The organism is Acidobacteriota bacterium, assembly GCA_028874215.1.
Taxonomy (GTDB): Bacteria; Acidobacteriota; UBA6911; order RPQK01; family JAJDTT01; genus JAJDTT01.
Genome location: JAPPLF010000061.1, coordinates 70,400 through 91,011, shown reverse-complemented (window position 1 = coordinate 91,011; position 20,612 = coordinate 70,400). Strand labels below are relative to the sequence as shown.

Here is a 20,612-nt window from a genome sequence, read left to right as displayed (position 1 = left end):
GCTGGCGTATGAGCGGCTGGCAGAAGCTCGGTTTCAAGATCTTCCTGGAGGAGCCCCTCAGGGCCGAGACGCAGGAGTTCATTCCCGTCTTCCACTCCTGGATCCAGAACCAGGACGTCGATGGACACCTGCTCATCGACGTCCATGACTACAGTCACGTCCACAGGGGACCCGGCATACTGCTGGTGGCCCACGAGGGCAACTTCAGCCTGGACCAGGCCGATGACCGGCCCGGACTTCTCTACTATCGCAAGCAGGATCCGGACGGGAACCGCGAGGAGTGTATCCGGGATGTCTTCAGACAAACGCTTCTGGCCTGCAGCCGGCTGGAAGCGGACCCCATACTGGGCGGCCGGGTCCGCTTCCATACCCGGGAGATGCTGCTGCTGGCCAATGATCGCCTCCATACGCCCAACAGCCCGGAGACGTTCGAGCAGCTCAGGCCCGAGTTGACCCAGGCGCTGTCCCGAATTCTGGGTCGTGGCGTCTTCAGCCTGGACCGGGTCGAAGATCCGCGGGAGCGTTTTTCGGTCCGGATCCGCGCCCGGCGATCCTTCCGTCCGGGATACCTGTTGCGGCGCCTCAACTGAGCTGAGAGACTGTCGCGGTTTTTTGCGGAATTCCCATGAGAAAGAACCGGCCCCGGTCCAAGAGCCGCAGACCGCCGAGAAGAACCTTCTTGAAATCCGCGTCGCTGGCCGCAGCGGCGGGGCCAACCTGGATAAAAAGTATGGAACAAGCCGTCGCTACCGCCAGTCAAGCCACAATTCCCGCGTGGGTGAACCGGGTTCGCAATGAAATTCCGACCACCTCGGAATCCGCCTATTTCCTGACCGGAGGCATAGGTCCCTCGCCCACTCCCGTCATCGAAAAGGTCAAGGAGCTTCTGGACCTGCAGAACCTTGGACCCGGAGATCCCCGAATCAACCCACGGATCGCCGTGGTGGAGGAAGAGTGCCGCGCCCTGGCCGCCGCCGTCCTGGGCGCCGATGAAGAAGAGGTGACGCTGACCCACAATACGACCGAGGGGCTCAACATCGTCATCTGGTCCATCGACTGGAAGGCGGGAGACGAGATCCTCATCAGCAACCATGAGCACCCCGCTCTGTTGCAGCCGTCCTACAACCTCCACGACCGTTTCGGCGTCGTCTATCGCCGCGCTCCCATGGACGTGGGAGAGGACGTCCTGGGCAGCGTTCTGGGCCAGATCTCGCCGCGCACCCGATTGGTGGCCATGAGCCATGTCTCCCGCCGCAACGGCCGGGTCCTTCCGGCGCGGAAGCTGGCGCGGGAGCTGCACAAGCGTGGCGTGCGGCTCTTGCTGGACGGCGCTCAGGCTGCTGGAAACATCCCGCTGGACTTCCACGATCTGGGCTGCGACTACTATTCGTTCTGCGGCCACAAGTGGCTCCTGGGTCCCAAGGGGACGGGCGGACTCCTGACCCGCAAGGAGATCCTGGCCACCACACCGGTCTCGTGGACCGGCGCCCACAGCCAGGCCGTCATTGAGGACGACGGGGAATACGAATGGCATCCCGACGGCCGCCGGTATGAATTCGGAACCCGGGCCCTGCCTGTCTTCGGAGGATTCGCCGAGACCCTGCGTTGGCTCGACAAGGTGGGCTGGGATCGGATCCATGCCCGGACCGCCGATCTTTCCAAGAGATTCTCGGAATGGGTCCGCGATTCGAGGCGCTTCCAGCTGATATCTCCCCTTGAAGACGGAAGCCGAAGCGGTGTGGTGAGCCTGAAGCTGCCGGAGGGGTTTCTGGGGATGGACTTCTACGAACGCCTGGCCGAGAAGGAGGGGATCGTGGTGGCGCCCTTGGAGGACCCCCGGGACATCCGCGTCTGTGTCCACTTCTTCAACACCTGGGAAGAGATCGATCGGTTGGGCGTCAAGCTGAACGAGTACTGCGCCTGAATATTGCGGCGGATCCCCAGGTACTTACGAACAGCCGGAGGGCGGATTCATCCGCCAAAAGATCCCGAACAGGTTGGCCTCCCGACGGGGAGTGCTCCGATCCTCCCAGTGGTAGAGGGTGAGAAACTGTCCCGGCTCCATTTCCAGGGTCTGGGACAGCCCCACGTCGGTCGCCGGAGCGTCGTCTGCCAGGGCCGCGGGCGGTCCCCAGCTCTTTCCCTGGTCGCGGCTGGTCCGGATGGCCACGCCGTAGGGCTTGTGCCGCACGCTGTAGGTCATGACCAGTTCGCCCCATGAGGACTCCAGCAGAAAACCCTGCATCTCGGCGGCGTCCGTCACCTGCCGGGGACGGGACCAGATTCTGCCTTCGTCCCGGGACTCGCTCACCAGAGTGCGCGCCAGCGGCGTTTTGAGGGACTCCTCATAGGTCATGGCCTCCGCCAGCTCCGCGCTGCGAAGCGACGCCAGGAGCACGCCGGAGGAGAGGCGCAAGAGATGGGGCTGGGTGGTGAAGCGGGCGATCAGGCCGCCGTACTCCCATCGATCGCCGTCGCGGGAGCGGAAGAAGCAAGTGAAATCGCCCTTCCGTTCCCGCGGCTTGTCCCCATGTTCGTAGACCGGGTAGTAGCCGCCGTAGGCGGTGAGCAGGAGTTCGCCGTCGGGAAGCGCCGTCACGCCCCCGAATGGATAGACGTAGTCGAACGGTCCCGGCCCCAACTGGAAGGGATGGTCCCAGTTCCTGCCTTCGTCGGGTGAGGTCATGAGCATGCCCTTGCAGGCGCCGTTGGACCGCCGGGTGAAACCCAGCAGGAGGGCCCCGCCGGGAAGACGGCTCATCATCTGCACCCGCTCGTCGTCCCGCGAATCGATGATGGTGCGGGGTCGGGTCCAGGTCCCGCCTCCATCGCGGGACTCCACCAGGGAGACCGAGCTGTTATCGGCGACTCCGGTCAGTCCGGTGCGGGCGGCAACCAGGAGATGATCGTCTCCGAGCCGGACCACTTTGGGTGCGTGTCCTCCCGGGCACACCAGCACTCGGCCGCCGATTTCGATTCGAGGTGTTCCTGGCTCTTCTGCGGAATGGCTCATGGGTAACTCCGTAACTTCGACCTAGGAGCCTGCGCCGCAGAAATCAATCTACTGCGAAAGCGGCGAATCGGTCCATATTTCCCCGATTTCTCGGCGAATAGAACAACTATGCACCTCAAAATCGTGAAAATCTGTCCTCGATTCTCCACTTTCTCGCTACGATCATTTCTACGGCGCAGACTCCTAGTGGATTCAGCGAAGCGGGATGGATCTGCGGACCACCCGGTCCCCTTCCCTGGCCAGCGTCCGGATCTCGGAAACGCCGTTGTCCAGCAGGTAGAGGCGGGCCTCCTCGATGCCGGCGCCCACTTGGTGGGGGCCGTGACTGTCGTCGCCGAAACAGACGCCGATGCCCATCTCATGGGCTTGCCGCAACAACCAGGGCTCGGGGTAGGGGCATCCCAAACCCTTGCGGTATCCGGCCGTGTTGAGATCCAGAATGCAGCCGTGGCTCCGGATCACCTCCAGAGCCTGGCGCGCCGACCGCCGGATGGCCGGTGTATCCAGCCGGCCGTAGTTCCGGCCGTTCTTTCGAATCAGGTCGAGATGCCCCACCACCTCGGGCCGGAGTGCCTCGACCATTCGAGCGACTCCCTCGTAGTAACGGATCGCCAGGTTTTCCAGCCCGCCGGCCCGGTTCAGGGCGCGTTCGAAGTCTTCGGGCTCGCCGTCGATAATGATTTCCCCCACGAAGTGGACGGAACCCACCATGTAGTCGAAGTCCATGTCCGACCGGTAACGGCGCATGACGTCGGCATAGGTCGCGCTGGGGACGACCTCGGCTTCGAAACCTCTCAGGACCTGCAGACGGGGACTGAACTCGTGAACCAGGGGGTCCAGCGCCAATCGGTAGGCTTGAAAGTCCCGTTCCAGCTTGGGGACGTCCCATCCCAATTCGATTTCCCGGGTATAGAGGAAGCGTTCTCCCAGGCGGGGAGCGTGCTCCGAGATCCCGAATACCGACATCTGCTGCGCCACCGCGGCTTCCAGAATCTGCTGGAGGGTCCCTTCGGCGTGATCGCAGAAGGCGCCGCTGTGTCCGCCGTGAAGGGAAACCTTCCAGGGCACGGATTCCATTGCACAATCCTACCAGCAAGAAAAACGAAATCCGGTATGAAGATGAATTTGAGAAGGGGACGCCCGCGTTGGGCGCAAGTGGGCCGCCGGACTGTCGAGCGGCCGGGTCGTTCTATTTCCCGGGAAGGACCAGGACGGTGGCTTCGCCGTTTCCACGGTATTCGAGCCGGTGCTCCGCCTTCCTGCGGAACTTGCCGACTGCGAAGTAGAGGTAGCCGGCGACCGGCGACCCGGTGAAGCCCTCGGGGAGGCCCTTGTCCTCCAACTCCGTCTTCATGACCTGCCGGTCCCGGCCGGTGGAGGGCCGGGGGGTTCGGTCGCGCAGTACTCCGATCCCGATCGTGGTGCGGGGGCCGCCGGACCTGATGTCGTCATTGCGGCCCCGGCGGCCGGGATAGGCTTCCGGATAGCGTTCCCGGCGCGATTCGTATCCGATGGTTCCCGAAGAAACCACACCGGTCCGCCTGGTTGACGACGCTTTCCGTTGTATGCCGGCTGCGATCATCCCCGGTTCCCGGGGGCGGAAGACCTGCTTCTTGCCGGAAACCTGCAGAACGAAGTCGCCGTTGTCCACCGAAATGCCGGACTTGCCGGGGTAGAGAGCCACTTCCACGACAGCGTATTTCCCCTTCAGGGGAGTCGCGAAGGCCTGCAGGACTTCCAATTCGCTGAGCAGCCGGGCGCCCAGACGGTAACCCTGCTTCTCAATGGCGGCGGGATACTTGTCGACCGTGCTCCGAGGACGAGTTCCGTCCGTGCTTGCCCAGCCGAAGACGCCGCAGAGCAGAGTAACGGAAAGGTATCGAATCAACGGTTTCATGGTCATGCACTTGAGGTCGTCGGCCACACCGGCAAAGGCTGGTTCTATTTCGCGGGAAGGACCACGGTGACGGATTCCCCGTTTCCGCGGTATTCCAGCCGGTGCTTCGCCTTCTTCTTGTACTCCCCGACTGCGAAGTAGAGGTGGCCGGCGACCGGCGATCCCACGAACCCCTGAGGAAGACTCTTGTCGTGCAGTTCCGTCTCCATGACGTACCGATCCTGGTCGCTGGAGGGCTGGGGCTGACGGTCGAGCACGACGCCGACCCCCACGACCGTCCGGAGGCCGCCGTAGCCGCGGTTCCGATCGCGATCGCGGCGATCCCAGTCGGGGTCGTCGACGTCGCGCCGGTCACTGCGCCTGGGGAAACGCCGGTGATCGGGGTAGTGGCCTCGACCCCTCTCGTATTCGATGTTGCCGTACGGGACGATGCCGACCTGCCTCTTGGGCTTGGTCGTCGTCCGCTGCTGGCCGATGGCGATCCGGCTTGGCTCCTGGGGACGGAACGACCGGTCGAAACCGTCAATCCGGAGTACGAAGTCCCTGTTGTCCACCTCGATGTCGTTGATGCCGGGGTACATTCCCACTTCCACCACGACGTATTGGTCCTTCAGGGGAGTGACGAAGTTCTGCAGGACCTCCTTCTCGCTGAGCAGCCGGGCGCCCAGGCTGTAGGCGTCCTTCTCGACGGAGACGGGATATTTCCTGACATTGCTCAACGGACGAGTGCCCGTCGAATTGGGGACGACGAGGTTTACGGAGAGCAGTGCAACGGAAAGGAATTGAATCGACTTCTTCATAGTCTACTCCTGGGATCTTTCCTGGAAATTGGGTTCAATCCGTACGGTCTTGCCCGTCAGCACATAGACCCGGATCTCGAAGGGCGCGAGCCGATCGGGTTCCACCTTCAACTGGTAGACGCCCGGTTCCAGCCAGATATCCTTGAGGTCCTTGGCCAAGCCGGCGAAGGCGCCGTCCAGGTAGACGCTCGCCTCCTTGTGTTTCGTCTTCAACTTGATGCGGCCACCCCGGGCGGTTCGTCCGTAGCCCGCGAAGTAAGCGGGATGGTAGAAATCGGGATAGGCCCAGGCGCCGGTCAAGTGGTGGAACGGGTACCTGCCCCAGTAGGAGTAGTAGGGGAAGTAACCGAACGGGGGGTAATAGCGAAACCGGCTGTAGCTGGCTCCGGCTCCCAGAGAAAACCCGTGCAACTTGAAGAGTCCGGTCTTTTCGACGGTTGCGGCCCCTTTGGACGCCCCGGCGTCGGCTTTCTTCTCGGCAGCCAGGGGGTGGAGGAGAAAGAGGGCAATGAGGACTAGTCTAAGTATCATGATCAGGTTTCCCGTTAGTCTATACCATGGGGCTCTTAATGGTTTAGACCGTCACCGGATCGAAATGGTTCATTGTCCGTGAACAACTGGCGATCCGTTCAATCGGGGGGCCGGATCATGGTTTCGGCGATGGCGAAGACGCAGGAACTCCGGTCTCCGCCTCCCAGCGCTTCCCGCCAGATGCTTCGCGGGTAGGGGGCTCCGTCAACGCGGCGTCCATCCAGCAGGACGCACGCGCCCCGGCAAAAGAAGAGAACCGTAAAGACGGGTCTCCGGCTCTGGAGTTCCGGATCATCCCGATAAGCCACCGCGGGAGGCTCCAGCCGGGTCCAGGTCACGCTCAGATGATGGTCGCGAGTCTCCAAATTCCATGACGGCGACTCGCTCAATTCGCCGCCCCGGCGAAAAACGGCATCCACGACCGGAAGGCAGGGGGCGAAGGGCGGCGCCTTCCCTCGAAACATGGTCTCCCGGACGAACTCCAGAAAGGCAGGGTTGTCAGTCAGGACAGCCTGGAACCGGCCGGGAACGGCCACGAACGCCACGTGCCCCTCGCCTGCGGGGCTGTAGTGGGACCGGTAGAGGCTCACTCGAGCCTTGTCCTTGCAGGTTCCGGGCGCACGCAGGAAGCAGATCCAGTGTTCTCCCGACCAGAGGAGGCGGCCGGGCACGATCGGATTTTTTGCGGCCATGGTGCCGGCGGCTATCCGGAAGGGAAGAGTTCCTTCAGGAAGCGGAGGACTTCATCCCGGACCGGATCGCCCTTGCGACCCAGTCCGGCGATGATGTTCCCGTGGTTGCGGTCCGGTATCTCCACGCTCCGAACCGTTCCTCCCGCGTCGCCGAGGGCGCCCTCGAGACGCCGGGTTTGATAGTCGAACGTGGGCAAGTCCCTGTCGGCATAGAGCAGGAGGAAAGGCGCCGGTTTGCCCTGCACGCGGAGGGCCGGAGAAGCGGACTGGAGCTGCTCGTCCCGGACTCCGAAGACATCCTGGAACAGGAGCTGCCCGGTCACGCCGAGCCGGGTCAGATCGTAAATGCCGCTGACGCCCACCACTCCGCCGATGATGTCCGGGGTCAGTCCGTGCTCCTTCAGATACATAGCGTCCAGCGCGGTCAGGGAGCAGAGGTGCGCGCCGGCCGAGTGCCCCACGAGAACGATCTTGCGGGCGTTCCATCCGTACAGTGAGGCGTTTCTGTGGACCCAACTGACGGCTCGCGCCACGTCCCGGGCGTGCTCGGGGTGGCGCACCTCCGGCGTGAGGCGGTAGTTGATCACCGCGACGGCGAGTCCCTCGGCGGCCAGGCTCCGGCCCATGGCGCCGTAGGCCCCCCCGTAGGCGTCCTTGTCGCCCCGTTTCCAGGAACCGCCGTGGACGAACACCAAAACCGGATGACCCGCGCTTGCGGACGGCAGGAAGAGGTTCAAAAGGTGCTTGCGGGGGTGCGCGCCCGGCCCTTCGTAGTAGGCGAGGTTCCTCAACTCCCGGGGTTGATCCGTCCCGGATGGGAAAACGAAGGCGATCGCCGCCCAGAGCGACAGCGCGGCACAAGCATGCTTCATGGGGATACGATGCTGGACCACCGGCGGGGATCTTGCAAGCACGCGGCCGGGAAGCCGGGCCTGCTCCGACTCAGCCGGATTGTCCGGGACGAATCTTCGGGCACCAAAAACCAAAATCGGTCACAATACGCGCGTCGTGGAGTCATTGAGAGTCGAGAACCTCACCAAGGACTACCCCATGGGAGAGCGGGTGGTCCGGGCCCTGGACGGAATCTCGTTGGAGGTCGTGCCGGGCGAGTTTCTGGGGGTGGTCGGCCGCTCCGGTTCCGGGAAGTCGACCCTGCTCAACCTGCTGGCCGGCCTGGACCGCCCCAGCTCCGGCTCGCTCTGGATCGGCGACCGGGACCTTGCGCAAATGAGTCCCGGCCAATTGGCTCATCATCGCCAGCACACCGTGGGAATGGTGTTTCAGTTCTTTCACCTGGTTCCGACCCTGACCGCTCTCCAGAACGTGGAACTTCCCATGGCGTTCACCGGACTGGCCCCCGGCGCGCGTTCGGATAAGGCCAAGTCACTGCTGGGTAACGTGGGACTCTCCCACCGGCTGGACCACGTTCCCTCCCAGCTCTCCGGCGGCGAGCAGCAACGGGTTTCCATCGCCCGTTCTCTTGCCAACGACCCCCAGTTTCTGCTCGCCGACGAGCCCACCGGCAACCTGGACAGCGCCACCGGCAGCGAGATCCTGGAGATCTTCAAGCGGCTCCACCAGGAGGGACGCACCGTGATCTGCGTGACGCACGAGCAGGACCTCTGGATGGAGTGCCTGGACCGCGTGATCGAGTTGAGGGACGGCCGCCTGTTTCGGGAGGAACGGCCGGGGTCGAGCCACGCCGCCGGCAACGGAAACCCGGGAGAAGGATGATGCCCTGGAGAGACGTCTTGCAGATGGCGTGGCGCAACATCGGGCAGGCGCGCCTCCGCTTCGTTCTGACCTGTCTGGGAGTTCTGATCGCCATCTCCACCCTGGTGGCCCTGGTGAGTTTCGGGGCCGGGCTGCGCCAGCAGACGGTCGAGAACCTGGAGGTTCGGGAGGTCTTCACCTCCTTCCAGATCCTGGGGCCCGGCCGGGCCCAGAGTTTCCGGCGATTTCGCGATCCCGATCCGGATCCGAGTACGGGCGGCTCCCGCGCCCGCCCGGTTCTGGACGAGGACCTGGTCCGGAAAGTCGCCGCCCTGGATGGCGTCGTGAGCGTCCAACCGGACATACGCTTCGCGGCTCGTCTGGAACACGGGGACAAGGTTCACCTGACCCGGGTTCGCGGCGCCGGTCCACACGTGGCCCCCCTGTCGCCCTATTCCAAGATTACTGACGGCCGGTTTCTCTCCGGCACCAACGGCGCCGAGATCGTCCTCACCGGCCGGGTGGCCCGCAGGCTGGGCTTCGAGCCCCCAGGACAGGCGGTGGGGGAGACCATCCAGCTCCTGACCGATCGTCTCAAGCCGGAGGTCACCGAGGGGGACCTCCCGTTCGAGACGGTTCGACTCGACTTTCAGGTCGTCGGCGTCCTGCCGCGCCTCCTCCCCAATCAGACCAATCCGTTTTTCCGGGGTGTGGTCGTCCCCCTGGACGAGGCACGCCGGCTCTGGAAGGAGAATGCGAGCGGGATGGCTTCCCTGTCCGGTCTGACCTCTTTGGAAGAAGGGCGGGGACGGGAATACGACAGCGTCGACGTGCGAGTGGCGGATCTGGTGAGTCTGGAGCGGGTTCGGGAGGAAGTCCGGTCGTGGGGAGCGGCGACGTTCGCCATCGTCGACCAGATGAAACGAATCCAGGAGGCCTTTCTGGTGCTGGAGGTGGTCCTTGGCGTCCTGGGCGGAATCGCCATGCTCGTGGCTTCCTTGGGCATTGCCAACGTCCTGATCATTTCGGTCATGGAGCGCCGCCAAGTCATCGGAATCATGAAGGCCATCGGAGGAACCGACCGGGACGTGCGCCGCATTTTCCTGGCGGAGGCGGGTCTGATCGGGTTTTCAGGCGGCGTTGTGGGCCTCCTCGCGGGCTGGACACTGACTCGAATCGCGACGGTGTTCATCGACCGCTACTTCCAGAGTCACGAAATTCTGAATCCCCCCGACCTCTTCGCCTATCCACTTTGGCTGGTTGCGGGCGCCATCGGTTTTGCGGTGGGCTTGAGCCTGCTTTCGGGAGTCATCCCGGCCAATCGCGCCAGCCGGGTCGATCCGGTCCAGGCCCTCCGGCAAGGCTGAATCGAGATGGCCTCCCAGTGAGAAATGCGGGTTGACAGTCCGTGGTGAAAGTCCCGCGAGCACCGAGACCGTTCCTGCGCCCGCCGGACAAGGCGCTTACGGCGCGCATACCGGGAGTATGTGCCCGAATCGCAACGCAGTCCGCGCCTGTGCAGGGACGGTCGAATGCCGTGACGACTTTTGCCACGGGCTGTTATGGACCAGGCAGGCGTTGCTCCGGGGCGGATGATCGCACGGGCGGGGTGGGCGCCGGGTCGCCGGTCTGCCGTTTCTCTTCGGGGACGATATTCCGGGGAGGCCGCATCAAGGGTCGAGCCGGACGACTGCCGGAGGGAGGCGTGACGGGAGGAACCCGGGACGTCCGCGAAGCCGGGGACCGGCTCAACGGCGTCGTCCGGGATGGAGTTGGCGTCAATCCGCGAGGCGCCGCCGTCTGGGGCCGGCCTCCCAGCCGCCGGACCGGACTTCCAACGACCGCGGCCGGCGGCGGCGTGGTCGAACTCGTGGCCGGCGACTCGACCGGGGCCGTCTCCGATCCGGGCCGAGGAAGCCTTCCGGGCGCCGGACTCCGGCGTTCCGGGCCCGGCATCGACACCTCGGGCGAGAGGCTCTCGCCCGGGCTTCCCTCCTGGCGGATGGGACGCGCGATCTCCTCGGCCGGATCGGTGCTCCAATAGGTCTGAGTCAGAATGTAGACGACGAACAGGGCCGAAGCGGCGACCAGGGCGGTGTTGATCTGATTGGCGTATTTCACGGCGGGTGACTTGCTCCCGTTGACCTGGATAGCTTACCAGTCCGTGGTGAAACTCCCACGCCGCACCCGGGCCGGGGCCGCGGCCACCGGTTTTCGGTTCGCATTTGAACCGCTGGTAGGCTATCTTGAGGTTTCCCAATGCTCAGGCGCACCCCCTGGATCTTGACCAGTCTTTTGGCTCTGAGTGTTCCTTTCCCCGCTACAGCGCAAGATGCCGCTCCGAAAGAAAAAGTTGACGGCGCCGGCACCTCGAGAGTCGAAGTCGAGATGGCGGTGGAGCACATCCGGGTCACCTTCCTGGTTCGCGACGACCGTGGTCACCTGATCCGCAATCTTTCCAAAGACGACTTTGTCGTGATGGAAAACGGCCGGCCCCAGAACGTCACCCTGCTGGAAGAGCAGGAGGTTCCCATCAACGTGGCGGTCATGGTGGATACCAGTTGGAGCCTCCAGGATCTGCTGAAGAATGCCGTGGAGACGGCCATCGACTTTTTCCGCGGGTTGGAGAACGAGAGCGCAGCCGTCGTCCGGTTCTCCCGGACTCCGGAGTTGATCCTGGACTGGGACGAGAGGCCGCAGGATATCCGGTCGCTGATGGCGCGTGTCTCCAGCGACGGCAAGACGGCTCTCTACGATTCGGTGATCTGGGTCTGCCGAAATGTCCTCAGTTCGCGATCGGGCAAGAAGGTGGTCGTCCTGATCAGCGATGGAATCGACACCGCCAGCCGGTCCAGTTTCCGCGAGATGATCCGAATCTCGCGGCAAGAGGGAATCACCGTCTACCCCATCATCTACACCAACCAGTTCATCCAGAACTATCGCCGGGAACTGGGGGACCGGGAGGCGCCGGTCCGGAGCAACATCAGCCGCGCCTTTCACCGGTTCGTCGTGTCCCAGAACCGGTTTCTGGACCAGACTCGGCGCTATGGAGGACGGACCATCTTCTCGGACGCCTTCCTCGATCTGAGACAGATCTACCGGGACATCATCGAGGAGATGAAGAGCCGCTACGTCCTGTACTACCAGTCGGACGGCCGCGATGAGGACGGGGCGCACGAAGTCCGGATGTTCACCCGGCGGGTTGCAGGAAGGATCTTCGTCGAGTTCAGTCAGTGACCGGCTGCGCTGCCAAATGGATGAGGCGTGTAGAATGTGGGTGCGATGTTTCGGCTGGCCAACGACCCATAACGACTGGATGTGAGAGATGAGTGACAAGCAGGCGATTCTGGACGCGCTGAGAAAGGTTCAGGACCCGGACCTCCGGCGGGACATCGTCTCGCTGGGGTTCGTCAAAGAGGTCAAGCTCTGTGGTCCGGCGGCCGCCGTCACCATCGAATTGACCACGCCGGCCTGTCCGGTGAAGGACCTGATGCAGGAGCAGGCGCGGCAAGCCATATTGTCGCTGCCGGGAATCGAAGAGGCCCACGTCACCATGACGGCGCAGGTCCGATCGTCGATGGGATCGCGCGGGGCCGCCCTCCTGCCCGACGTGAAGAACGTCATCCCGGTGGCCAGCGGAAAAGGCGGGGTGGGGAAGTCGACCGTCAGCGCCAACCTGGCCCTGGCCCTGGCCCGGAGCGGCGCCAGCGTCGGCCTGTTGGACGCCGACGTCTATGGGCCCAGCATTCCCACTCTCATGGGGATCTCCGGCAGGCCGGACATGGCGCCCGGGAACCGCATCCTCCCGTTCCGGCAATACGGCGTGGGCGTCATCTCCATGGGTTTCTTCCTCCCCAAAGACAAGGCCGTCATCTGGAGGGGGCCCATGCTGGACAAGATGATCGGCCAGTTCCTGGGCGGGGTCCAGTGGGGAGCGCTGGACTACCTGGTAATCGATCTGCCGCCGGGAACGGGGGACGTTCAACTGAGCCTCTGCCAGAAGATCTCCCTGACCGGAGCGGTGGTGGTCTCCACCCCGCAGGACGTGGCCCTGAACGTGGCCCAGAAAGCCATCATCATGTTCAACCAGTTGAACTGCCCCGTCCTGGGGATGGTGGAGAACATGAGCTATTACGTCTGCAAATGCTGCGGCGCGCGCGAAGCCATCTTCGGTGATGGAGGCGCGCAGCGGGTCAGCGAGCAGTTGGAGCTTCCGATGTTGGGGGACATCCCTCTCTCCACCGACATTCGAGTCCAGTCCGACCGGGGACGCCCCATCGTTCTGGACGCTCCCGAGTCGCTGGCCGCCCAATCATTCGTGAGCGTCGCCGAGAACCTTGCGGCGCAGATCAGCATCCGCAACATGTCCAGCGAGCTGAATCAGGAGATCCAGATCGCCTTCTAGCTCCGAGGCTCAAGCAGCTCGTTGAACATTCCTCGCCGGATCATCCGGGCCAATCAGCACGATGTCGCCATCACCTGGAGCGACGGGCACGAGTGCCTCTATCTGGCCCGGGATCTCAGGCTGGCCTGCCCCTGCGCCTCCTGCGTCGACGAGATGACGGGTCTCCGCATCCTGCAGCCGGGCCAGATCGGCGAGGGCGTCGCTCCAGCGTCTCTGGAACTGGTGGGGCGTTACGCGATCCGGATCTGGTGGCAGGACGGGCACTCCAGCGGCATCTACACCTTCGACTACCTGAGGGAGCTCTGCGCCTGCAGCGAATGCCGGGGTTGATTTACACGATCTTCTTGAGCTGACGGCGGCCCACCCAGGCTGTGACGTGGGCGGTCAGGGCCGGCGACAGGCGGTTCAGGCCGATGAGCAGTTTTCCGAGTCCCGTCATGTGCACTTCCCGCCGCCGCCGCCGGACCGCTCCGACGATGGCGCGCGCCACCGATTCCGAGGTATCCGGACGGAATGGCCGGCTGGCGGCTTGGGCGCTCTCGGTGCGAGTGGCCGCCTCCTGAAACTCGGTTGCCGTATAACCGGGGCAGATGAGGCTGATTCCCACGCCGCTCCCTCTGAGCTCGCCCCAAAGCGATTCGGCCAGGGCCACCTGCGCGAACTTGGTCACGCAGTACGCCGAATTGAAGGGCATGGCCCTTTTCCCGATGACGCTGCTGACCAGGACGATGTGTCCGCTTCGCTGCCGGAGCAGCCCGGGCAGAGCGGCGTGGATGGTCTCGTATCCGGACTGGAAGTTGACCTGCCAGATACGATTCACGGCCTCCGGGGGAATCTCGGTCACCGGACCCACGACACCGTAACCGGCATTGGAAACGACAACGTCCAGACCCTGGAGCTGCTCGCGGCACTCGCGGACGATTGCTGCTCCACGTCCAGGGCGGCTCAGATCGTGGGAAGCCCAGACGGCTTGGGGCGCGCCTCTGCGGCGGCACTCATGAGCCACCTGCTCCAACCGTTCGCTTCGGCGGGCCACCAGAAAGAGCTCGCACTCTTTCGCCGCAAAGGCGTAGGCAGTGGCTTCACCGATTCCGGCCGATGCACCGGTGATGAGAACCTTCTTCTGCTGCATGGATCCGCGATGAGCCGCCGAATTTTACTCAGCGGCCAGGATCGATCTTCGGACGCCGTGACGAGTCGATTCCGCCAGGTCCCGGGTGGTTCATCGTCGAGTCTTGGCCAGACTCATTGCACCTCTCCAGCGGATCGACTTGAGTTGCTCCAGCTTTATCTCGAGGGAGGTGCCGGGCAGGTCGCTGTCCGCCAGGGTCAATAGCAGGGGAATGGCCCTGCCGGACTTGGGTTTGATGCTCATTTCCTTCCAGGCGAAGAGAACTTCCACCGTGGCCGTCTCCTGTTTCTGCCTGGCGGTGACGATGGGTGCGGACGTGGCGGTCTCCATCCCCCGGTAACCCTTCAGCAGGCGGTGCCATCCAAAGGGTCCCCGGCTCTCGATTCGAGGCGTCATCCAGAAGGTGTAGTCGTAGTCGGACCGCCGAATGTGGAATTTCAGGTAGTCGTAAAACAGTGTGCGGTCCCGGCGCCTCCGATCGGGCGTCATCCAGACCGCGTCCCGCCTCCGGACCCGCTCGATATCCCAGACGTCGTCGGTCCACTGCAACGCCAGGTAGAGGTTCTCCTTGTCCCAGAGGCCCTGAATCCGAAGTTCGACATCTCCCTCCTTGAACCCTTCGTCGCCGGCTGAAGGAGAGAGCTTCACCCAGGGCACTCCCTGCCACTCGTCCGTGAACCCGTCGATCTGGATATGCCTCTCCCGTTGAGGAATCTCCCAACGCTGCTGCGCCCGAACCGAAACCGCGCCCAGTACGAGACAGGCCGAGAGAATCATTGATGCCGGCTTGGACGGTATTCCGGTATGGCTCCAGGTCAAGGCCGTCAGTCCTCCGTTGATTCGGTCAGAGTCTTCAGGAGCGTCCGTATTGTAGCACCGGCGCGCCCAATCCGGCACGGGAAAAGAGGTCAGCCCCCTTCTGCCGGGGTTGTCAGACAGTCCTTTTGAAGCGTACTCTCTGCCGGTAGCCGGGATCAGCCCGGCGGACACAATGGTGATGAAGATGCCCTCGGTTCTTTTCGTGTGCACCGGCAACTCCGCCCGTAGCCAGATGGCCGAGGGCTTCGCTCGTCGCCATGGTTCCAAGTGGCTCCGGGTGGACAGTGCGGGTGTGCGTCCGGCCGGTCTCAACCCATATGCCGTCTGGGCCATGAACGAGGTGGGCATCGACATCTCGCAACAGACCTCCGACGCGCTGGGAGACAAGGACCTTCGGCGCTACGACCATTTCATCACCCTGTGCGGGAACGCCCGGGACTCGTGTCCGGTGCTGCCGGCTGAGCTTCGATCGGAACATTGGGACCTTCCCGACCCGGCGGGGACCTGGGGGACGCCCGAGGAAAGGATGGGCGGCTTCCGCGTGGTCCGGTATCTGATCGAGCAGCGGGTCATGGAGTTGCTGAATCGGCTCGCCCGGTGAAGGAGGATGTGACGGGGGATGTTGGAGACTGCTAGAATTCAAGCCATGTTCCGGTCTTTTCTCTGCGCCGTCTTGTTGCTGACCCTATTGCAGCCTGCCTGTTTCTGGCGGAAGAAACCCATCGAAGAAAGGGTCTTCGACGTCTACGGCACGGTGGAGTCCATCGGTCCGGACGAGCTGGTCATCAGCGCCCGCAAGAAGGGCCGTCTCACCTTCTCCATGACCGACGCCTCCATCAAGGGGGGGGACTTCGGACCCGGCGCCTACGTCCACACCTACTACAAGCTCAAGGGGGACGTGAAAGAGGTGACCATGGTCGTTGAGAAGATCGATTGACCGCGTCCCTTGGAACCATGCGTGATCCGATTCGACTTCCCGGGAATTTCGATCGTTACCTGACCATTCCCAACGCCGGGGCCCGCTTGGAAGAGGCCCTGGAAGTGGGAGAGAAGATGGCCGGAGCCGGGATTCCACTTCTGCCCAATCCGGACCATGCGGCCATCTTCAGCGACCCTCCGCACCTGGTCGCCGGACCGTTGAGGGAACTGGGCTACGTGGCCGGTTGGGACGCCCGCTGCTACCCCTCGCCGGTGGACGGCCACGACTACATCAACGTCCCGTCGGGCCTGGTGGGAAACAGCGCCGCCAGGGACCAGGGCTGGTTCGACTACGTCGCGGTGGTCCATCCCGTCGACGAGTCGGCCCGGGATCAAATGCTCCGGCAGGGACAGGGCAACCCGTTCATCCATCACATCACCTGGGGCATCGAGCCGCCGCCTTCGGATGGCCGGGAAGCGCCTCTGGAGCGGGCCGGCCGCATCATCTCCTTCATGGCGCAGATCCGGACCCGGATCCCGGGCTTGCTGGCTTCAGAGCCGGGCACTCTGATCATGGCCCTCCCACGGGAGATCGCGGAAAAGCCGGAGTTGGAACGCCGGCTTCCCGGGTGGATCGGAGACCTGACGGAAGAGGACTACCAGATCGAGACCATGCAGGGAGGCGGATTCCTGCTCCAGTTCTTCGTCCTCACCGGCGGCAGAATCGAGGTCGCCCTTCGGTCCGGCACTCGGCAGACCTTCAACCCCAAGAGCGTCCACAAGATTTCCCGCGACGAGATCAGCACCGACCAGCTCGACAAGCCTCACATGTGACGGCCGTCGGCCAACCCGGCTCCCGGTTCTGCGTCACCGCAGGGCGTCCGGACTGCGCTGGGCGAGCCTGTCCTCACCGAAGACCATCTCCGACCGGTGGCCGGCCACCAGCTTTTCGATGTCTTGAATCACGTCCGGATACAGGTGGGCCACGTCGTACTGCTCGCCCGGATCCCGGCCCAAGTGATACAGCAACGGCGGGTCGTGGTGCGTCTCGGTTTCGGTCCGTCTGGTGTAGACCGGCTTGGAGATGAAGTGAGCCTTGAATTCGCCCTGCCGAACGGCGTAGAGCTTCGACTCTCGGTAGAAGAACATGTTCTTGCGCGGACTCTCTCCGCTGCCGAACAACACAGGTGACAGGTCGTAGCTGTCCATGATTCGGTCGGACGGCACCTCGGCGCCGGCGATCCCGCAGAAGGTGGAGAACAGGTCGAGGGTGGAGCCCAGCTCCATCACCACTCCCGAATCGAGGCGGCCCGGCCACCAGAAAATCGTGGGTTCCCGCATGCCCCCTTCCCAGGTCGATCCCTTTCCCTCGCGCAACAGCCCCGCGGAGCCTCCATGCTCCCGGTAAGGCAGCCAGGGGCCGTTGTCCGAGGTGAAGACCACCAGCGTGCGTTCGGCAATGCCCAGCTCGGTCAGGGCCTGCATGATCTGCCCCACGCCGTGGTCGATCTCCTCCACCACGTCGCCGTACAGGCCGCGCCTGCTGGTTCCCAGAAAGTCCTCCGACGCGAATAGCGGCACGTGGGGAAGGCTGTGGGCCAGGTAGAGGAAGAAAGGCCGCTCCCGGTTTTCCCCAATGAACCGGACCGCCTCTTCCGAGTAACGTTTTGTGATAGTCCGCTGGTCGGCCGGACGCTCCACGACCTCCCGGTCCCGAAGCAGGGGGACGTTCCAGTACTCGATTCGGGCTTCCTTCACCAGGTCCCGGGTCGATTCTTTCCGGGTCTGGTCCATGTCGTTGGAATAGGGGATGCCGAAGTAGGAATCGAAGCCGTTGTTGGTGGGCAGGTATCGGGGCAGATGTCCAAGGTGCCACTTCCCGACGCAGGCCGTGGCGTAACCGGCATCCCGAAGCGCCTCCGCCAGCGTCACCTCCGCTTCGGGAATTCCGCTTGCGGAATCGGGGAACAGCACCCGGTGCTTCGGACTCATCATGCCGTTGCGCACCGGCAACCGTCCGGTGAGGAGGGCGGCGCGGCTGGGAGTGCAGACGCTGGCGGCGGAGTAAAAATGGGTCCACTTCTGCCCTTCCCGGGCCATGCGGTCCAGATTCGGGGTCCGGATGGTGGGATGGCCGAAGCTTCCCAGGTCGCCGTAGCCCAGGTCGTCGCAAAAGATGACGATCAGGTTGGGCCGGAGCGCGTCAGTAGGTGTCTGGCAGGAGAGAAGCGAAAGCGTGAGGACCAGGAGCGAAGCGGGCGTCCAATGGGGACGGCCGGGTCGCCGCGCCGCACCGATGCTGAACAGTGAATTGCGATTCGCCATGGTCAGCCTCCCCAGCCGCAATCAGTATCGCCGGACGCGGGAAATCCGGATCTCGCCGATCTGTCCGAAGAAGTTCCCGTACCCCAGCCAGTTGAATTTCCCGCCGTAGCGGGCGCGTCCGTCCAGACGGCTTCCCACCGAGAACTGGGCCAGGTGCCTGCGGTTGTTGACCAGCTTGCGGCCGTCCGGGCTCTTCATCTCCCAGATCAACCGGCCGTCCAGGAAGAGTTGGTGGAGGTCCTCGGCGTAGGAGTACTGCCAGGCGATGTGGTGCCACGCGGTATCGCGGATTCCCACCCACTTCGGATCCGCCACCGTGCCCTCGGGACGGCTGTAGGGATGAAGGTCCCTCAGGGCCTGATCCGGCTCGGCGCCGAAAAAATGGACCCCCGGCGCCATGCTGCCGTCGGATGAACCCTGATCGGAGAGATAGAGTTCCCAGACCCCCCGTTCGGTGTTGTCGTAGGTGCCGCAGACATGACCGAAGTGAAACTCTCGAAAATAGCCGTCGATGGGTCCGGCCCGGCGGACCCAGGCCTCCAACGTCCACTCGTCCTCGATGGTCTGGAGGTCCACCTTCCGGTTCCACTGAGGCCCCACGAAGCCTCCTTCTCCGCCTCCGATGAAATGGGGATATTGTCCCCAGCCCGGCCGGGGCAACCGGGTATCGCCTTTGGTGTTGACCCAGGTCAGAGTCAATTCGGCATCTCCCATCACGTCCGGAATGTACCTGCCGCCGGGTCCCTGCCAGTCCCAGAGGGCCACGGTCCGGTCGTCGGGGCCGATGCTGCGGAGCTGCCCCGGAGCGACCTTCAATTCGAACCCTCTCGACGCACTCTGGCCCGCCGCGTCGGTGGCCTGGAGCCGAACCCTCTCGAGTTCGAGCGCCGACGGGTTGCCGATGAGCTCACCCTGCCTCGCGTCGAGGGAGATCCCTTCCGGCAAGCTTCCCTCCTTCAGGCTCCAGGTCACCGGCTCCACCATGTGACGAGTCTCGAGGGTGTGGCGGTAGGGGACTCCGATGAAACCGACGGGGAGGGAGGCGGTGACCACCTCGGCCGCGGCGACGGTGACGGCGAAGGTGTGCTCGTCTTCATTCCCCGCCGAATCCGTCGCCCGCAGCGTGAAGGAACGTTCCCGGACCGGTTCCGCCGGCCGGCCCTCCAAGGTCCCGGCAGCCTCGTTGAAGGTCAATCCCTCCGGCAGCCTTCCTCCAACATGCTCCCAGCGGACGTCTCCCCGGGCTGCGTCGGCGGAGAATCTCACAAAATACGGAGCGTGCATTCCGGCTTCCGGAAGCAGCCGCCGGACGATGGCCAATTTCTCGGCCACCGGGTAGCGCATGACGTCGGAGATGCGGAGCTCGTCCACCTCCCCTTCGAAATCGTAGGTCTTGACGTGGTAGGGCGGGTCCAGCGAGTTGACGATCCCGCCGACCGTGAAGGGAATGTCGTTGTGTTTTGCGTCGTTGATCACCCGCCGGCTGGGGGTGGCCTTCCAGATCAGCTTCCCGTCCAGGAACATGTAGTGGGTCTGGTCTTCGTAACGGAACTGCCACGCCACGTGGCGCCATTCCGGCTTCTGGATGGCGTCGGCATGGACCTGCGTGCCGTATCCGGCCTTGCGTCCCGCATAGGCGAATCCGCCGGTGTCGCTGTGGGGCGCCCGCTTCTGCGAACCCATGAACCGGGCCCCCGGCAGCAGTCCGGGGCTCACCGGCCATTCGTCCAACCAGGAATGCAGGCTGAAATCCCATCCGCCGCGGACCCCCGGCGGCAGGCTGAAGCCCTCGTCGTCGGTCCCGCAGATCTTGGCGAAGGGTCCCGCGGTGCCCGACCCGCGCGGCCGGTAGGAAGCCGGATGGTTCAAGCGGATTCCGCTCAGGGCGAATCCGTCATAGCGCACCCAGGCCTCTACCGTCCAGGCCTCGGTGCAGGTGCGCAACTCCAGCTTGTCGTTGTTCACCGGTCCGATCCGGAGGTTGGCGTCGTCCTCGCGGACCGTGAACCGGGCCGTGGAGCCGAATCCGGGACGGGTTCCCCACAAGGCCTTCTTGTGGGCCTTCAGAGTCAGGGCCGGGTCGCCCATGGCGTCGTGGGCTTCCTCCCCCTGTCCTTCATCGAAATGGTACAGCACCACGGTGTGGGAGTCCGGGCGAAAGGGTTCCCGCAACGAGGACAGCAGGTGATGGGAGGCAGGGGTGGAAACGGCCCAGGTTCCCAGCAACACTGCCGTGCTGATCCAACCCACCCCGGTCAGGAATCTCCTCAGAAACGGCCGGTCACTTTCAAGATGCATGACGGACATTCAAAAAGCCGGGCGAAACGATGTCAACAACACCCGTGCGAGACTGAAGGGGATCGTATA

At 63.9% G+C, this 20,612-nt stretch carries 22 protein-coding genes; 11 read left to right on the top strand and 11 right to left on the bottom strand.

Going from position 1 to position 20,612, the window contains the following annotated elements; genetic code table 11:
• The first annotated feature begins 8 nt into the window (after positions 1-8).
• Positions 9-590, top strand: coding sequence for a hypothetical protein (locus OXT71_11225; protein ID MDE2926957.1), 582 nt, complete (start codon positions 9-11; stop codon positions 588-590).
• A gap of 140 nt (positions 591-730) precedes the next feature.
• Entirely contained in the window at positions 731-1,924 is a 1,194-nt protein-coding gene (locus OXT71_11220; protein ID MDE2926956.1) for an aminotransferase class V-fold PLP-dependent enzyme, read from the top strand.
• 24 nt (positions 1,925-1,948) lie between these two features.
• Here OXT71_11220 and OXT71_11215 read toward each other — a convergent pair whose 3' ends face one another.
• From OXT71_11215 to OXT71_11185, 7 genes are all read right to left on the bottom strand, one after another.
• Positions 1,949-3,013 (bottom strand): exo-alpha-sialidase, encoded by a 1,065-nt coding sequence (locus OXT71_11215; GenBank protein MDE2926955.1) that lies wholly within the window; start codon positions 3,011-3,013, stop codon positions 1,949-1,951.
• 192 nt (positions 3,014-3,205) lie between these two features.
• A complete protein-coding gene (locus OXT71_11210) occupies positions 3,206-4,090 on the bottom strand; it encodes a histidinol-phosphatase (protein MDE2926954.1) in 885 nt (294 codons plus the stop codon).
• Positions 4,091-4,202: 112 nt separating this feature from the next.
• Positions 4,203-4,910 carry a hypothetical protein gene (locus OXT71_11205; GenBank protein MDE2926953.1) on the bottom strand — a complete coding sequence of 236 codons (708 nt, stop codon included), beginning with the start codon at positions 4,908-4,910 and terminating at the stop codon, positions 4,203-4,205.
• Between the two features lie 44 nt (positions 4,911-4,954).
• On the bottom strand, positions 4,955-5,710 hold the full coding sequence (locus OXT71_11200; protein MDE2926952.1) for a hypothetical protein: 756 nt from the start codon (positions 5,708-5,710) through the stop codon (positions 4,955-4,957).
• A 3-nt stretch (positions 5,711-5,713) separates the two neighbouring features.
• The gene (locus OXT71_11195) at positions 5,714-6,241 is read right to left on the bottom strand and encodes a PEGA domain-containing protein (protein ID MDE2926951.1); all 528 of its coding nucleotides are present in this window, start codon (positions 6,239-6,241) and stop codon (positions 5,714-5,716) included.
• 98 nt (positions 6,242-6,339) lie between these two features.
• The gene (locus tag OXT71_11190; protein MDE2926950.1) at positions 6,340-6,933 is read right to left on the bottom strand and encodes a hypothetical protein; all 594 of its coding nucleotides are present in this window, start codon (positions 6,931-6,933) and stop codon (positions 6,340-6,342) included.
• Between the two features lie 11 nt (positions 6,934-6,944).
• Positions 6,945-7,805, bottom strand: coding sequence for an alpha/beta hydrolase (locus OXT71_11185; GenBank protein ID MDE2926949.1), 861 nt, complete (start codon positions 7,803-7,805; stop codon positions 6,945-6,947).
• A 136-nt stretch (positions 7,806-7,941) separates the two neighbouring features.
• Here OXT71_11185 and OXT71_11180 point away from each other — a divergent pair, with 136 nt between their 5' ends.
• From OXT71_11180 to OXT71_11155, 6 genes are all read left to right on the top strand, one after another.
• On the top strand, positions 7,942-8,667 hold the full coding sequence (locus OXT71_11180; protein ID MDE2926948.1) for an ABC transporter ATP-binding protein: 726 nt from the start codon (positions 7,942-7,944) through the stop codon (positions 8,665-8,667).
• Positions 8,664-10,013 carry an ABC transporter permease gene (locus tag OXT71_11175; protein MDE2926947.1) on the top strand — a complete coding sequence of 450 codons (1,350 nt, stop codon included), beginning with the start codon at positions 8,664-8,666 and terminating at the stop codon, positions 10,011-10,013. Before OXT71_11180 ends, OXT71_11175 begins: the two co-directional genes overlap by 4 nt.
• A gap of 242 nt (positions 10,014-10,255) precedes the next feature.
• Positions 10,256-10,690 carry a hypothetical protein gene (locus tag OXT71_11170; protein MDE2926946.1) on the top strand — a complete coding sequence of 145 codons (435 nt, stop codon included), beginning with the start codon at positions 10,256-10,258 and terminating at the stop codon, positions 10,688-10,690.
• A 215-nt stretch (positions 10,691-10,905) separates the two neighbouring features.
• On the top strand, positions 10,906-11,883 hold the full coding sequence (locus OXT71_11165) for a VWA domain-containing protein (GenBank protein ID MDE2926945.1): 978 nt from the start codon (positions 10,906-10,908) through the stop codon (positions 11,881-11,883).
• 88 nt (positions 11,884-11,971) lie between these two features.
• On the top strand, positions 11,972-13,051 hold the full coding sequence (locus OXT71_11160) for an Mrp/NBP35 family ATP-binding protein (protein ID MDE2926944.1): 1,080 nt from the start codon (positions 11,972-11,974) through the stop codon (positions 13,049-13,051).
• A gap of 21 nt (positions 13,052-13,072) precedes the next feature.
• Positions 13,073-13,381, top strand: a complete 309-nt coding sequence (locus OXT71_11155) for a DUF971 domain-containing protein (protein ID MDE2926943.1) — start codon at positions 13,073-13,075, stop codon at positions 13,379-13,381.
• Between the two features lies 1 nt (position 13,382).
• Here the strand turns inward: OXT71_11155 and OXT71_11150 are convergent, their stop codons facing one another.
• Together OXT71_11150 and OXT71_11145 are read right to left on the bottom strand one after the other, a co-directional pair.
• On the bottom strand, positions 13,383-14,183 hold the full coding sequence (locus OXT71_11150; GenBank protein ID MDE2926942.1) for an SDR family NAD(P)-dependent oxidoreductase: 801 nt from the start codon (positions 14,181-14,183) through the stop codon (positions 13,383-13,385).
• A gap of 90 nt (positions 14,184-14,273) precedes the next feature.
• Positions 14,274-15,002 (bottom strand): hypothetical protein, encoded by a 729-nt coding sequence (locus OXT71_11145; protein MDE2926941.1) that lies wholly within the window; start codon positions 15,000-15,002, stop codon positions 14,274-14,276.
• Positions 15,003-15,180: 178 nt separating this feature from the next.
• On the opposite strand from OXT71_11145, the gene OXT71_11140 reads away from it, so the two are divergent.
• The 3 genes from OXT71_11140 to OXT71_11130 are packed head-to-tail and all read left to right on the top strand — an operon-like array spanning position 15,181 to position 16,754.
• Positions 15,181-15,603, top strand: a complete 423-nt coding sequence (locus OXT71_11140) for an arsenate reductase ArsC (GenBank protein ID MDE2926940.1) — start codon at positions 15,181-15,183, stop codon at positions 15,601-15,603.
• 18 nt (positions 15,604-15,621) lie between these two features.
• The gene (locus tag OXT71_11135) at positions 15,622-15,939 is read left to right on the top strand and encodes a hypothetical protein (protein ID MDE2926939.1); all 318 of its coding nucleotides are present in this window, start codon (positions 15,622-15,624) and stop codon (positions 15,937-15,939) included.
• Positions 15,940-15,956: 17 nt separating this feature from the next.
• On the top strand, positions 15,957-16,754 hold the full coding sequence (locus tag OXT71_11130; protein ID MDE2926938.1) for a hypothetical protein: 798 nt from the start codon (positions 15,957-15,959) through the stop codon (positions 16,752-16,754).
• A gap of 33 nt (positions 16,755-16,787) precedes the next feature.
• Here OXT71_11130 and OXT71_11125 read toward each other — a convergent pair whose 3' ends face one another.
• Complete coding sequence (locus OXT71_11125) at positions 16,788-18,245, bottom strand: sulfatase (GenBank protein ID MDE2926937.1); 1,458 nt, start codon at positions 18,243-18,245, stop codon at positions 16,788-16,790.
• A 21-nt stretch (positions 18,246-18,266) separates the two neighbouring features.
• Complete coding sequence (locus OXT71_11120; GenBank protein ID MDE2926936.1) at positions 18,267-20,543, bottom strand: Ig domain-containing protein; 2,277 nt, start codon at positions 20,541-20,543, stop codon at positions 18,267-18,269.
• Positions 20,544-20,612 lie beyond the last annotated feature (69 nt).

What these genes read in the sequence shown, in the direction of transcription:
- OXT71_11225 (MDE2926957.1), top strand. Translation starts at nt 9, where the DNA reads ATGAGCGGCTGGCAGAAGCTCGGTTTCAAGATCTTCCTGGAGGAGCCC.
- OXT71_11220 (MDE2926956.1), top strand. Translation starts at nt 731, where the DNA reads ATGGAACAAGCCGTCGCTACCGCCAGTCAAGCCACAATTCCCGCGTGG.
- OXT71_11215 (MDE2926955.1), bottom strand. Translation starts at nt 3,013, where the DNA reads ATGAGCCATTCCGCAGAAGAGCCAGGAACACCTCGAATCGAAATCGGC.
- OXT71_11210 (MDE2926954.1), bottom strand. Translation starts at nt 4,090, where the DNA reads ATGGAATCCGTGCCCTGGAAGGTTTCCCTTCACGGCGGACACAGCGGC.
- OXT71_11205 (MDE2926953.1), bottom strand. Translation starts at nt 4,910, where the DNA reads ATGAAACCGTTGATTCGATACCTTTCCGTTACTCTGCTCTGCGGCGTC.
- OXT71_11200 (MDE2926952.1), bottom strand. Translation starts at nt 5,710, where the DNA reads ATGAAGAAGTCGATTCAATTCCTTTCCGTTGCACTGCTCTCCGTAAAC.
- OXT71_11195 (MDE2926951.1), bottom strand. Translation starts at nt 6,241, where the DNA reads ATGATACTTAGACTAGTCCTCATTGCCCTCTTTCTCCTCCACCCCCTG.
- OXT71_11190 (MDE2926950.1), bottom strand. Translation starts at nt 6,933, where the DNA reads ATGGCCGCAAAAAATCCGATCGTGCCCGGCCGCCTCCTCTGGTCGGGA.
- OXT71_11185 (MDE2926949.1), bottom strand. Translation starts at nt 7,805, where the DNA reads ATGAAGCATGCTTGTGCCGCGCTGTCGCTCTGGGCGGCGATCGCCTTC.
- OXT71_11175 (MDE2926947.1), top strand. Translation starts at nt 8,664, where the DNA reads ATGATGCCCTGGAGAGACGTCTTGCAGATGGCGTGGCGCAACATCGGG.
- OXT71_11165 (MDE2926945.1), top strand. Translation starts at nt 10,906, where the DNA reads ATGCTCAGGCGCACCCCCTGGATCTTGACCAGTCTTTTGGCTCTGAGT.
- OXT71_11160 (MDE2926944.1), top strand. Translation starts at nt 11,972, where the DNA reads ATGAGTGACAAGCAGGCGATTCTGGACGCGCTGAGAAAGGTTCAGGAC.
- OXT71_11150 (MDE2926942.1), bottom strand. Translation starts at nt 14,183, where the DNA reads ATGCAGCAGAAGAAGGTTCTCATCACCGGTGCATCGGCCGGAATCGGT.
- OXT71_11140 (MDE2926940.1), top strand. Translation starts at nt 15,181, where the DNA reads ATGAAGATGCCCTCGGTTCTTTTCGTGTGCACCGGCAACTCCGCCCGT.
- OXT71_11135 (MDE2926939.1), top strand. Translation starts at nt 15,622, where the DNA reads ATGTTGGAGACTGCTAGAATTCAAGCCATGTTCCGGTCTTTTCTCTGC.
- OXT71_11130 (MDE2926938.1), top strand. Translation starts at nt 15,957, where the DNA reads ATGCGTGATCCGATTCGACTTCCCGGGAATTTCGATCGTTACCTGACC.
- OXT71_11125 (MDE2926937.1), bottom strand. Translation starts at nt 18,245, where the DNA reads ATGGCGAATCGCAATTCACTGTTCAGCATCGGTGCGGCGCGGCGACCC.
- OXT71_11120 (MDE2926936.1), bottom strand. Translation starts at nt 20,543, where the DNA reads ATGCATCTTGAAAGTGACCGGCCGTTTCTGAGGAGATTCCTGACCGGG.